This is a genomic window from Paenibacillus sp. QJM3NY_38 (genome assembly GCF_056173265.1).
In genome coordinates this window covers 3,291,289-3,304,030 of the sequence record NZ_CM149665.1, presented here as the reverse complement: position 1 = coordinate 3,304,030, position 12,742 = coordinate 3,291,289, and the positions used below count along the sequence as shown (strand labels likewise).

Here is a 12,742-nt window from a genome sequence, read left to right as displayed (position 1 = left end):
CTCTCAAAAGAAATCCATGAGGTAGGTTTGACCAGCGGGAATCATCGTCTCCAATTGTGTTAGGGCCTTTGGATTCCCGGATAGCCGGTGAATGGCATGCAGCGCCTGTGGTCTTTTGTATCCCGTAAACAGCGCAGACAACGTCTGAATATCGGTGGTCAGATCAGCCTGCTCCCCTTGATCGGTCGGAAGCTCCGACAGCTCCGCTTTCCCCTCTTGATTAACGGACAACCTCCATCTGCCCGCATTCCAAGGCGCAACGGAATCTTCCACCTCTATGGTCATTACGGCTTCCTGGTGAGCCTCAAAAGCGTACTGCTCCACTAAGGATTTCAAATCTACGATTCGGGCCATGAAGTAAGGGACCACTTCCTGGGTAACGCGTGGATCCGGCAGCATGAATGGCAGCTGATCATCCCCAGGTACCATCGTCATTGTAACCTGCTCAATCCTGGAATCATGGTTTCCAAAAAAGGTCCAGATTGCGCTTCGTGCTTCTTCGTTCAGGTACACAAATTCGTCGCACACAAGATCTTTGTCTTTGAGTTCATATAACGCGTAGCCCGTCGGTTTGTCCTCCGCTGAATAATAAACAACGCTGTGGTTGTCGCCCTGCAGCACGAATCTTGTCCACCATGCTTCATCCCGCACAAGTGTACCGTTATAGCGGCTGGCATAGGCTTGATACATGCCGTCCAGTGTTGGAATATCGGTTACGCCTCTTACAATGCGGCCAGGCACTTCCACCTTACGCGGGAATTTAGATACCGGAATGGTGTATTTTTTGTATTCCGCGTAAAGTTCCCAGCCAAATTTACGATAGAACGGAATCGAAAACGGATGCAGGAAGGAAAGGGTCTGGCCTTTGCTCTTCATCTCTTGCAATGCATGCTTGAGCAAGGTGGATACATGTCCCTGTCTGCGGTTCTCGGGCCATGTTGCCACACCGGCAATACCACCCATATCGAATTTGTTTCCATGCACATAAACTTGCAGCGGGATGATGGTCAGTTTCGCTTGCAGCTCTTCTCCATCAAAAATCCCCCAGAAGCGTTCAGGTTTAAAATGCTTTTGATTGGATTCTCGCTGCTCCGGTGTTAGCGTATATTGAAAGGCATATTCGGATAATTTGGTGCTGATCTCAAACTCGTCGGATCTTAACTGTCTAAGTTCCATACTTGCTTCACCTCTCCAATCTTTATATGTACTTTTGTTTGCGGAATTACCGTTTATCCCGGTTCAGAATGTTGTACCAGGACATATGATCAGTATAACATTGCTGCTGCCTATTCGGTACAAAACACCGTCTGTTTTCAGGACCATATCCTGCCGCATTGGGACCGTAATGAGAATATAATGGACACACAAAAAAATCAGAATATTTTTCACGAACTTTTTGTAAGCTACTTGACAAAGATAACCCCCTGAGATTATGATTAGCTCATGCAAAATAACAAACACATCCAGATAAAATAAATTTATAATAATCAGGAGGTAACAACAATGTCCAAATTGAATATCGGTATCATTCTAGGCAGCACACGTCAAGGTCGTTTAAGCCCGCAAGTAGGTGAATGGGTTAAACGTATCGCTGATGAACGCGGAGATGCAAACTACGAAATCGTTGATATCGCTGATTACAAGCTGCCGCTTTTGGGCGAAGCTGATGCTACAGAGCAAGCTACCGCTTGGAACAATAAGCTGAACAGTCTTGACGGCTTTGTATTCATCGTACAAGAATACAACCACAGCATCTCTGGCGCTTTGAAAAATGCACTCGATTTTGCTCGTGAGCCATGGAACAACAAAGCTGCAGGTATCGTGAGTTATGGTTCGGTTGGCGGCGCTCGTGCTGCCGAACATCTGCGTGGAATTCTGGGCGAATTGTCCGTAGCGGATGTTCGTGTACACCCAGCACTTTCATTATTTACTGATTTCGAGAGTGGCTCTGTATTCAAACCGGCTGATCTGCATCTCGTCAACCTGAATGGCATGCTTGACCAAGTGCTTGCATGGAGCGGAGCTTTGAAAACACTGCGCTAATCTCTAATTCAAGGACTGCCTTTCTTCATCTTCTGATGAGGCGAGAGCAGTTCTTTTTATTTTTCTGCATTCATATTTCTGCATCCTTTTTTCTGCATCCATAAGTATATCTGCATCGTCGATCAGCATCATTCCTATGCCGAAGCCCCGTTCCTACTCCACGTCAATATGGAATATTTCCTTCAATCCCTTCTTGCCTTCGGGCGTGATTTTTATGGCTCTTGTGCTTGAAACGCGTTGTATCCAATGTAACTCGAGCAACCTTTCTAACAGGGCATGTCCCAATGCCCCGGCCAGGTGATGGCGTCTTTCACTCCAATCCAGGCATCGTTGTGTGAAAGAGCGGCGTTTGCGCTTAACACGGCCCAGATCGACCTGAAATGCCTTGAAAAAGTCCTCTCCTTTTTCTGTAACCGTATAATGATCTTCCACTTCGGATAGGACCCCTGCGCTGAGCAGTGAATTCGTCAATTGGATTCCCAATTTCCCCGCAAGATGATCGTAGCAAGTCCTTGCCTGACGTAAGGCTTCATTCTCCGCAGCCTGGTTTAATGATCTTATTTCGACAGGAGGCGTTATCGATAGAAGTGTCTCCATGATCTGGGCAACCTCCTGATTCTGTATCCCATAATAACGATGTCTTCCCTGTTGCTCAACGGTGACCAGATTCGCCGCTACCATTTTCGATAAATGGAAACTTGCCGTTTGCGGTTTGATGTTTGCCATGTACGCCAGCTCGCTTGCCGGATGATATCGCCCATCCAATAAGACGGTTAAAATAGCCGCTCTAGAAGCATCGCTTACGAGTGAGGCTACTTGTGCTATGTTCGAATTCGCATTCATCTCGATCCCTCCTGATGTAATCCATATTTCGATGAGCATCGAACCTTTTCTATTTTACAATGATTTGGGATAGAACAGTTAATGGGAGGAACATTTTATGAAGGAAATGAAAGGCATGATCAACTCGGACGTCATTAAACCGAAAATTCTGTACTATGGAACCCCGGTAATTTTACTCAATACGCTAAATGAAGATGATACCGTAAATATTAGTCCTATATCCTCTTCATGGGCGCTCGGAGATTACATTATTTTAGGAATCGGACTCGGGGGTAAAGCAATAGAGAACTTGGAAAGGCATCCGGAATGTGTCATCAACCTTCCTGATCCTTCCTTATGGGAAAATGTTGAACAATTAGCCCCTCATACAGGAAAATATCCAGTTCCTGACGGTAAGGCAAAGAACGGTTTTACATATGAAAAAGATAAATACGCGATTAGCGGTTTAACTCCTGCGGATTCTGTCACGGTAAAGCCTACTCGCATCATGGAGTGCCCCATTCAAATTGAGGCCGCAGTCAAAAACATTCGGATGCCTGACTATTCTTCCATGTTTGCCATTGTCGAAACACAGGCGATCCATGTACACGCCCATCGAAACATCATGTGGAATGAACATCACATTGATCCCGCCAAATGGAGCCCGATCATATATAATTTCCGGCATTATTATGGCCTTGGCAACCCGTTAGGCAAAACATTCCGAGCCGAAACATAAGCGAGAATGATGAAGAATGAGAGAGAGCCCAATGGCTTCTCTTTTTCCTTCCGCTTCCCCGGGGATGGTTGGCTGCAAGCGAGCTCACCTCCTTCTTTGTTTACCTATATAACAATCCCAACAAGAGATTTTGTGACACCCATTATTTTATGTATAGAATGATCATGAACGAAGCTCCTGCCGTGTGATAGAGTCTGGATGTCGGGTATGAGTCACATTTAGCGCCCTTATCGAAGCTACAGCTTGGGATAACTCTTAACATAATTCAAGAATCGCTTCGTAGCGGGAGATATCTCCCGCATGGAGTTTACGGCAATGCCGAGCGATCTGAAGCTCTTCTCCTTCAATTCGATCAGCCGTATATTCCGCAGCTGCCCTCGCAGCACAAGTTCAGGAAGAATGCTAATGCCGAGCCCCTTCTCCACCATGGCCATAATGGCATAATCATCACCAAGCGTATATTTGATATCCGGCTTGATCCGGGCCTTCACCAGCATCCGGTTCACATCATAATCGGAACCTTGGCTTGGCATAATAAACGGTTCATTCTCAATCTGGGACAATGAAATAGAGTCCTCCGAACTGAGCGGATGTTCCAAGGGCAGCAATACAAGCATCGGGTCTTGATGCAGAGGAATCGCATCGAATGTATCCGACGTTGGAAGTGACAAGAACCCGCAATCAATCTTGCCCTCCGCGATCCAATCCTCGATTTCCCGGTAATCTCCTTCGACCAAACGAATCTCGATATGGGGATAATCCCGCTGAAAATCCTGAATAATCCCCGGCAGCCAGTGAACACCGACACTGGTGAAGGTACCGATGTGAATGGTTCCCAGCTCGATTCCATGAATGGAAGCTACCTGCTGTTCCAAATGTTCGTTCCATTTCAATATTTCCCGTATCGTCTTCAGCATCTCTTCTCCATTGGTTGTCAGCTTCGCTCCTGATCGGTTCCGAATCAGCAACGAGAAACCAAACTCATCTTCCAGGCTGCTGATCATATGGCTGACACCGGACTGGGTAAATCCCATCACTTCGGCGGCTTGGGTCAAGCTTCCGAGCTCGACAACCTTTAATAAAACTTTGAATTTATTAATACTCAAGGGAATTCCTCCTGATCATTTATACATGAATTTTACTCATATTTATTATTAGAAACATTCGTTTTACTTGTCTATTGTACGTGAGTATACTGATTCTGTTCAATCACTTGAAGGAGGAAATAGAACTTGAAACCGCTGAAGGCCGATCTCATGATTTTGTTCATCACCATTTGTTGGGGCTCGTCCTATCTTTTTATGAAAATGGGACTGGATTCGCTCGGAGAGTTTAATTTGATAGCCCTACGCTTTGGATTGGCCTTTATACTTGCAGGCGTGATTTTTCTCCCCCGCATGCGCCAGGTTAACGTAAAGACGATTCGATATGCCATGCTTCTAGGCTTTATATTATTTATCATGTTCACCGCGCTTACCTTCGGTCTGAAGACCACGACAACATCCAATGCCGGATTTCTGGTCAGTCTAACGGTGGTGTTTGTCCCCTTATTACATACGTTTCTATTTAAGAAAAAAATAGAGAACAAAGTGGTTGTCAGTATTGTGCTAGCCTTAACGGGCATTGCACTGTTAACCATCCAGCTTCCTTTTACATTTAAGATCGGTGATCTGTTCTGCATCGCAGCCGCATTATGTTATGCGCTTCATATCAATATGGTAAGCACTGCCGCACAGAAGGTCGATACGCTAAGCCTTGGCATCCTGCAGCTTGGATTCACCGGATTGTATGCGTTCATCTCGTCTCTGCTCTTTGAAGCTCCAGTATGGCCAAGCACGACCAACTCGTGGATTGCAGTCCTTGTTCTTAGCGTGGTGTGCACCGCGGTCGGGTTCATCGTTCAGACAATTGCCCAAAAATATACGACGGCTACCCGGACGGGACTTGTATTTTCTCTGGAGCCTGTATTCGCGGCGCTGGTCGGATTCTGGTTTGCTCACGAGATCCTGAATTCCAATCAATATTTGGGTGCTGCCCTAGTATTTCTTAGCGTTGTTATATCGAGCGTTAATGTAAACATGAGGAGTCGCTCTAGTTCCGTTCCAATGGAGCCGTATTCTGCTGAATTCAAGTAAAAAAAAGCTTGACTAATCCCCCAAAAATATATATCTTTATATCACGGCTTAACTGATAACGATATCAGTTATGCAGGAACGTGATTAAAGGGGAGTAGCTGACACAACAAAGTCGTCATTCCGGGAAATTTCCCCGGCTTTGTTGGCAACGATACGTTGTTTGCGAGACCTTTACCACACACTCTGTGGTGAAGGTCTCTTTTTGATTAAGAGGGGCCTTCACCTGCCGGTGGAGGTCCTTTTCTTTTGTGCCTTCAATTAAATAACTGGGAGGAATTGGTATGGAGCTTTTATTGGAGTATGGGTGGGTACTGTTGGTGCTCATCGCACTGGAAGGGTTGCTCGCAGCAGATAATGCGCTGGTCCTTGCCATTATGGTAAAGCATTTACCTGAGGAGCAGCGTAAAAAGGCTTTATTTTACGGATTGCTCGGAGCGTTTGTATTCCGCATCGGATCGCTGTTCTTAATCTCGTTCCTGGTTGATGTATGGCAAGTGCAAGCCATTGGCGCACTCTATCTTCTCTACATTTCGATCAATCACACATTGAAACATGTGATCAAAGGCAAGAAACCGACGGAAGACGCCAAGCCTCTACCGAACAAACCCAAGAAGCAATCCGGCTTCTGGATGACCGTCTTCAAAGTCGAAGTTGCAGACATCGCGTTTGCGGTAGACTCGATACTTGCAGCCGTAGCACTGGCTGTGGCACTGCCTCCAAGCGGTCTGGCGAACATCGGCGGCCTGGACGGAGGTCAATTCATCGTCATCTTCCTGGGAGGATTCATTGGTCTGATCATCATGCGTTTTGCGGCATCCTACTTCGTGAAGCTGCTGCAGCAGCGCCCCGGGCTTGAAGTGGCGGCATTCCTCATTGTCGGTTGGGTAGGGGTCAAACTTGCCGTCATTACCCTTGCGCATCCCGATGTTGCCCTTATCGACCATCACTTCCCTGAGAGCTCGATCTGGAAGGCATCCTTCTATATTGTTCTTGTGCTGATTGCCGTTATCGGATGGTTTAGTTCTTCGAAGGGGAAAGTCCAAGACGAGGACAATGCAATCAAGGAAGTGGAAGACCAGCAACCTGGAAAAACACTTCAAGGGTAAATTCCGATTTTCGATTGGAACAGGACAACGTAACAAACGCAATCAATAGATTGATCCAACAATAGGAAAAGGCGATTTGCTGACGGTGCATAAACCGTTCGCAAATCGCCTTTCTTCCTGCTTATATGGTTAATTGCATATTGTATAAATTCGCATACGCGCCTTGACGTGCAATTAATTCATCATGCGAGCCCTGTTCCTCAATTCCGTCCTCGGATAACACGACGATTCGCTGAGCATTCCGTACCGTTGTCAGGCGATGAGCGATGACAAGCGTTGTGCGATTATTGCTCAACCGTTCCAGCGAATCCTGGACGGCTCTCTCGCTTTCATTATCCAGGGAGCTGGTCGCTTCATCAAATATAAGGATCGGCGGATCCTTCAGGAACACTCGTGCAATGCTGAGCCGCTGCTTTTGTCCTCCGGACAGCTTGACGCCGCGCTGCCCGATATCCGTATCATAACCTTCCGGCAGTGCCATGATGAAATCATGGGCATTCGCTCTTTTCGCAGCTTCGATGATTTCTTCCTCGCTGGCCTCCATTTTGCCATACCGGATGTTATCGAAGACGGTTCCCGCAAACAAATATACATCCTGCTGAACAATCCCAATATGCCTTCTTAACGAGTGCTGCGTGATATCCCGGATATCGCGTCCATCCAGCATGATGCGTCCTTCACTTACTTCATAGAAACGCGGAATCAACGAGCACAACGTCGTCTTGCCGACGCCGGAGGGACCTACCAGTGCCACATACTCGCCAGGCTTGATGTCCAGCGATACCTGTTTCAGCACATATCCGTAGTTATCTTTATATCTGAAGCTGACGTTCTGAAATGTGATATTCCCCTGAACCTGCGTGATCACTGCAGCATCAACGGAATCCTCGATATCCGGCTCTACCTCCAGAATCTCCATGAACCGGTCGAATCCCGTGATACCCTCCTGGTACAGTCTGGCGAAATTAACGAGTCTCTGGATCGGTTCGATCAGAATGCCAATACACAAGAAAAAAGTGAGCAAATCCGCCAGTTCCAGGGAGGCATCCACGATTGCGGCTCCGCCAAACACAATGACCGTTATGGTAATGAGTTGTGTAAACCCAACCAACCCTTCGTAAAAGTAGGTTTCACTCTTATACCCTTCCCTTCTGCTGTCAACGAATCGCTCATTAGCGTAAGCGAACTTTTTCCTTTCTACGTGTTCGTTCGTAAACGACTTCACCACACGGATACCCGATAGAGAATCCTCCACCTGAGCGTTGATATCCCCGATTCGGTCCTTGCTAACACGCAGCGCCACATTCATCTTCTTATTAAAATAAAAAGCAAACACGGCCATGACCGGCAGAAAGAGAAACACAATCAGGGTAAGCTTCACGTCAATATACATTAAGATGATGAATGCACCCAGGAACTTCAGAACGGAAATGACAATATCTTCGGGTCCATGGTGATACAATTCGGTTAGCGACAGAATGTCATTGGTGGTACGTGTCATGAGCTGCCCTGTTTTATTCTCATCATAGAAACCAAAAGACAGCTTCTGAAAATGGTCAAACAGCTCCCGTCTCATGTCACTCTCCATATAAGCTCCCATCATATGTCCTTTATAGGAGATGAACATATCGCAGAAAGTATGAATAAGCACCATGGCCAGCATGACAGCACCCACTGCATAGATTTGATTCAGCGGATTCGGGGAATTCCCTTCCAACACGTTGATGGTGATATACCTTATACACAGCGGAAGCATCAGTGTTATTGCCGAAACAACAAAAGCACATGCCAAGTCAGCAAATAATAACCCCAGATAGGGTTTATAATAGGACAAAAACTTCTTGGTTCGTGAATTCAAATATATCTCCTCCATAATGTCGGAGGGTTACATGTTCATATCCCTCCAAACTTGATTCATGATGTAATCCATCGTTTTTCTCATCCTAAACACCCTTCCTTTTACTTGATGATTCCATCATACCCAAAAACGTCACAACCGCGGAGTGTAAGAATCATTTATACTCAAAAAATCCCCTAAGGGCATAAAAAAAAGCAAGCATGGATCATAACCAAGCTTGCCTTTCGCATATTTATGCTTTACCGATTCCAACGTTCGTTAAGCAGCTCACCATTGATGGCAGCCGCTGCCATGGCTCCCATCGAAGCGGCGGCTATGGCCTGATACATTTCCGTGGCTGCATCACCGGCGCTGTAGACGCCAGGCACACTCGTTTTACCGAAGGCGTCAATGACCACGCTTCCGGCTTCATTGATATCACATCCGATGGCGGACGGCAATTCAGAGCCGGAGACCAGTTTAGGTGCGAAAAAGATGCCTGTGCAAGGAATGATCTTTCCATCCTCCAGCTCGACTTGCCGGACCATACCCTCGTTCGATTCGATGCGATGAATCGGGGAGCTGAATACGGGGATGTCATGCTCCTTCAACTCTTGGCGCTGTTCATCCGTCAGTTCATCCGGTCCATGGGTACAGATCGTATAATGATCTGTCCAACCTGCAATGACTTTGGCAAAGTGCACTGCACCCGCACCCTTGGCAATCACAACAAGCGGCTGATCCCGCAGTTCCCATCCATCGCAATATGGACAGACGAAGGCGCTTTTTCCATAAACGTCTGCCAATCCGTTAATATCCATTGGGCTATCTTTCTTCCCGACGGCAAAGAGCAGCTTTTTACCGCGAAATACCGTCCCTTGTCCTGTTGTAATTTGAAAATCGCCATCAACACCTGTGACCGATGCGGCAGTATCCTCTACGAAACGGACAGAAGGATACGCGCTAATCTGTTCCCTTGCGATGCGCCGAAATTCGGATGGGCTGACACCGTCTCGGGTAAGAAAACCATGAGTCTCGCGGGTAACTCTATTACGCGGCTTCCCTTCATCGATCAGCACCACATCTTTTCTCGCTCTCCCCAATACCAACGCAGCATTCAAGCCTGCCGGCCCCCCGCCAATAATAAGGACATCATGCAATTGCTCACTCATTTATACCAACACCTTTCCGGATCTTTAATATCCATAATGAGAACGCAAGAAGACATGACTTCTTGTTTATTTCTCCATGCCCAAGGAAGATTTCCATGGACAAATATTATTATAGACTTATGATATCCATTATAGACAGGCCAAGTCCATATTGCAACTCGAATTGTTATTTTAATTTACGAAGCGAAAATAACCTCAGCCATTCGTAACCTGAACGGTTTCCGCAATTAAACGCTGTAGATCATGCATTCGATTGGGCGTGGCCAAGCTGGAATGGGTTAACATATCGCACAAGGCAACAAGATCCTCAAGCTTGGATAGGATTTTCCAGTGATCATGCAGGACCGCTCCTTCCTCACGATATGCACGAATAAAGTTCTTTTCAAATACAGATCCTTCGCGTTCGTATCGAAGCATATTGGCTATATCTACGTATCGGTTCCATGAAAAAGCGTCCTCCCAATCAAGCACTGCCGAAACCTCACATCCTCCAGCACCATTTTGCATTAATATATTTAAACCGTTATAGTCCGAGTGAACAAGCACGGGCGTATCTTCTAGCTCCGACAATAAATGACTGTACGTTCGACTGAAGGACCATACCGATTGAGCCAGCTCTTCCCCGAGCCATTAGCCGCATGGATCCTGAAAGAGGCTTTGTTCAATAAATGCGAGAAACCGTTCCCCGTCCATCCTCGTCGGATCCTGGACTTTCATGTCCCCATTGAAGAATCCGGAATCCGTAAATGTGTGCTTGTGTATGTTGGCGAGAATGCGTCCAGCGGAGGCTGCAGCGGCAATGAGATCCTGCTCGCTTCCGCCCTGCATCACGTCACGAAGAAGATCGCCTTCCTTCCACTCCATTACCGCCCATGGCTTATCGAATACCCTGCAGCTCGTATCTGCATAGATATAATCGGCAACAGGTACGGTTTGACGAACCCTTTGAATGATAGCCAGTTCTTTTTTCGCAATCTTCAGGCCTTTCCTGAACAAACGCAGCACGTAAGGTTCTGCACTGCCTTCCAGACGAATTTTGTAGTTGGTGTTGCTAAGTCCGGTACCGATCCGTTCAGCGGCTACTACTTTTTTACGGGGAAATACGGGTGTAATCATGTCATGAATTTGTGTGATGTCTAGTTACATCGGCGGCACTGTGCGTTCCCATCCCTCTTTCATCTCGATGCCCTCCTATTATAATTTTTTTTGAGTTGACCATGCAGTAATGCCGTTACCACTATTTATAGTTTACATATTCTAATGTGATATAGGAATTATCTTCATAGATAAGGAGAGTGATGTAATGGCAGCAAGCTTTAACCATTCATCTAAAGCACAGGGCGTATCCGTTATTACCTGCACCAATCGCCCCAATTATATAAAAAACCTGTTCCACAATTTCACTAGACAATCTCACCCCAAAAAAGAGCTTATTATCGTTATCAACGATAGTTCAATCGCACTCTCTCCTTACCAACAGCTGGCCAATAAGCCTCGAAATATACAAATTTATCGCATGCCCGAACATGTCACTCTAGGTGCGTGTCTAAATTACGCTGTAAGCAAAACGAGATACGGCATCATTGCCAAATTCGATGACGATGACTATTACGCCCCTCATTACTTGTCGGACAGCCTGAAGTCATTAAGAAGATCGAACGCCGATATTATAGGGAAACGCGCACATTATATGTATTTAAAAGGCTCCAAAACTCTAATTCTACGTTTTCCTAACGATGAAAATCGCCCCGTAACCCAACTGCCGGGTGCTACGCTCATGTTTAAAAAGAACGTCCTTAACCAAGTACGATTTCCAAATCGAAACGTCGGTGAAGACGATCTTTTTTGCATGAGAAGCAAGCGTAAGGGCTACAGGATCTATTCCGGTGATAAGTATAATTTTGCAGCAGTACGAAGGAAGAATTCATCAAGCCATACGTGGGTGATCAGCGATAAAGAACTTACCGACAAGCACCCTAAAGTTCCGAATGTAAAAGACTACAAAACATTCGTTCAGAGGAAATCCGGAGGCGATCACACTTGACGAAAAGGTCATTATCTCCCTCACAGCCTACTGTATCGATCATAACCTGTACCAAAAGACCGGAATGCCTGCACAATCTGTTAGAAAATTACGCCAGACAGAATTACAGGCACAAAGAGTTAATCATCATATTAAATCATGACAGCCTAAGACTATCGGAAGTTCAACAGGCAGCCAAACCATATCGTAACGTGAGAATATATAGGAAGCCAGCTGAATTATCGCTCGGCAGCTGCCTCAATTTTGGTGTAAAGGTCGCTAAGCACAGCATCATTGCTAAATTTGACGACGATGATTATTACGCTCGCGATTATCTGAAGGATAGCGTCGGTCTCATGATCAAGACTCGTGCTGATATTGTAGGAAAAAGGGCTCACTTCATGAAGCTTGCCGGTCAAAAGGATCTTCTGTACCGTTACCCCAACATGGCCAATCGATGGGCCCCCCTTGTTCAAGGGGCGACCATTCTGGTTAAGCGGCACGTATTCAATCAAGTATCGTTTCCGAACCAAAATCGCAGCGAGTGCGTCAAATTTTGTGCTGATTGTATAACTCGTAACTTTAGGATATATTCCGGTAGTCCCTACCATTTCATAGCGAACCGAAGACGGAACTCCAAGAATCACACCTGGATCATAAGCGACAAGAAGCTATTAACTCAACATGTAAAAAAGCTGAAAGTAGATAACGCTAAGAATTTCGTAAGCAAAGGTTAGACCCAGCATCCATTATTTAATATACCGAAGCTGAAGAATGGTGACTCGAGCCTTCCCATAGAACCGGAGAGCTCGAGTCATTCATATAAACCGAGAGCCATCTCTAAAATAGGCAGCACGCTCCCCAG

General features: G+C 46.1%; 11 protein-coding genes and 1 pseudogene. 6 read left to right on the top strand and 6 right to left on the bottom strand.

The window, feature by feature from the left end; genetic code table 11:
- Positions 1-3: 3 nt before the first annotated feature.
- Entirely contained in the window at positions 4-1,176 is a 1,173-nt protein-coding gene (locus AC0VZ8_RS15425) for a GNAT family N-acetyltransferase (protein WP_475487433.1), read from the bottom strand.
- Positions 1,177-1,503: 327 nt separating this feature from the next.
- Between AC0VZ8_RS15425 and AC0VZ8_RS15420 the strand changes: the two genes are divergently transcribed.
- Positions 1,504-2,043: an NADPH-dependent FMN reductase gene (locus AC0VZ8_RS15420; RefSeq protein ID WP_071224141.1), complete on the top strand. Its 540-nt coding sequence runs from the start codon at positions 1,504-1,506 to the stop codon at positions 2,041-2,043.
- A gap of 153 nt (positions 2,044-2,196) precedes the next feature.
- On the opposite strand, the gene AC0VZ8_RS15415 is transcribed toward AC0VZ8_RS15420, so the two are convergent.
- Positions 2,197-2,886 (bottom strand): ArsR/SmtB family transcription factor, encoded by a 690-nt coding sequence (locus AC0VZ8_RS15415; protein WP_475487432.1) that lies wholly within the window; start codon positions 2,884-2,886, stop codon positions 2,197-2,199.
- A 97-nt stretch (positions 2,887-2,983) separates the two neighbouring features.
- Between AC0VZ8_RS15415 and AC0VZ8_RS15410 the strand changes: the two genes are divergently transcribed.
- A complete protein-coding gene (locus AC0VZ8_RS15410; protein WP_260067604.1) occupies positions 2,984-3,604 on the top strand; it encodes a flavin reductase family protein in 621 nt (206 codons plus the stop codon).
- A gap of 236 nt (positions 3,605-3,840) precedes the next feature.
- On the opposite strand, the gene AC0VZ8_RS15405 is transcribed toward AC0VZ8_RS15410, so the two are convergent.
- A complete protein-coding gene (locus AC0VZ8_RS15405) occupies positions 3,841-4,710 on the bottom strand; it encodes a LysR family transcriptional regulator (protein ID WP_475487431.1) in 870 nt (289 codons plus the stop codon).
- 126 nt (positions 4,711-4,836) lie between these two features.
- On the opposite strand from AC0VZ8_RS15405, the gene AC0VZ8_RS15400 reads away from it, so the two are divergent.
- Positions 4,837-5,739 (top strand): DMT family transporter, encoded by a 903-nt coding sequence (locus AC0VZ8_RS15400; RefSeq protein ID WP_475487430.1) that lies wholly within the window; start codon positions 4,837-4,839, stop codon positions 5,737-5,739.
- A 281-nt stretch (positions 5,740-6,020) separates the two neighbouring features.
- The gene (locus tag AC0VZ8_RS15395) at positions 6,021-6,845 is read left to right on the top strand and encodes a TerC family protein (RefSeq protein WP_071224149.1); all 825 of its coding nucleotides are present in this window, start codon (positions 6,021-6,023) and stop codon (positions 6,843-6,845) included.
- A 121-nt stretch (positions 6,846-6,966) separates the two neighbouring features.
- On the opposite strand, the gene AC0VZ8_RS15390 is transcribed toward AC0VZ8_RS15395, so the two are convergent.
- From AC0VZ8_RS15390 to AC0VZ8_RS15380, 3 genes and pseudogenes are all read right to left on the bottom strand, one after another.
- Positions 6,967-8,703 carry an ABC transporter ATP-binding protein gene (locus tag AC0VZ8_RS15390; RefSeq protein ID WP_475487429.1) on the bottom strand — a complete coding sequence of 579 codons (1,737 nt, stop codon included), beginning with the start codon at positions 8,701-8,703 and terminating at the stop codon, positions 6,967-6,969.
- Positions 8,704-8,942: 239 nt separating this feature from the next.
- Positions 8,943-9,854 carry an NAD(P)/FAD-dependent oxidoreductase gene (locus AC0VZ8_RS15385; RefSeq protein WP_475487428.1) on the bottom strand — a complete coding sequence of 304 codons (912 nt, stop codon included), beginning with the start codon at positions 9,852-9,854 and terminating at the stop codon, positions 8,943-8,945.
- 195 nt (positions 9,855-10,049) lie between these two features.
- Positions 10,050-10,970, bottom strand: a pseudogene (locus tag AC0VZ8_RS15380) (phosphotransferase family protein).
- A gap of 187 nt (positions 10,971-11,157) precedes the next feature.
- Between AC0VZ8_RS15380 and AC0VZ8_RS15375 the strand changes: the two are divergent.
- Together AC0VZ8_RS15375 and AC0VZ8_RS15370 are read left to right on the top strand one after the other, a co-directional pair.
- A complete protein-coding gene (locus AC0VZ8_RS15375) occupies positions 11,158-11,898 on the top strand; it encodes a glycosyltransferase family 2 protein (protein WP_475487427.1) in 741 nt (246 codons plus the stop codon).
- On the top strand, positions 11,895-12,614 hold the full coding sequence (locus AC0VZ8_RS15370; RefSeq protein WP_475487426.1) for a glycosyltransferase family 2 protein: 720 nt from the start codon (positions 11,895-11,897) through the stop codon (positions 12,612-12,614). The genes AC0VZ8_RS15375 and AC0VZ8_RS15370 overlap by 4 nt, the downstream gene beginning before the upstream one ends.
- Positions 12,615-12,742: the final 128 nt, after the last annotated feature.

Coding starts and splice junctions, on each gene's coding strand:
- AC0VZ8_RS15425 (WP_475487433.1), bottom strand. CDS start 1,176: ATGGAACTTAGACAGTTAAGATCCGACGAGTTTGAGATCAGCACCAAA.
- AC0VZ8_RS15420 (WP_071224141.1), top strand. CDS start 1,504: ATGTCCAAATTGAATATCGGTATCATTCTAGGCAGCACACGTCAAGGT.
- AC0VZ8_RS15415 (WP_475487432.1), bottom strand. CDS start 2,886: ATGAATGCGAATTCGAACATAGCACAAGTAGCCTCACTCGTAAGCGAT.
- AC0VZ8_RS15410 (WP_260067604.1), top strand. CDS start 2,984: ATGAAGGAAATGAAAGGCATGATCAACTCGGACGTCATTAAACCGAAA.
- AC0VZ8_RS15395 (WP_071224149.1), top strand. CDS start 6,021: ATGGAGCTTTTATTGGAGTATGGGTGGGTACTGTTGGTGCTCATCGCA.
- AC0VZ8_RS15385 (WP_475487428.1), bottom strand. CDS start 9,854: ATGAGTGAGCAATTGCATGATGTCCTTATTATTGGCGGGGGGCCGGCA.
- AC0VZ8_RS15375 (WP_475487427.1), top strand. CDS start 11,158: ATGGCAGCAAGCTTTAACCATTCATCTAAAGCACAGGGCGTATCCGTT.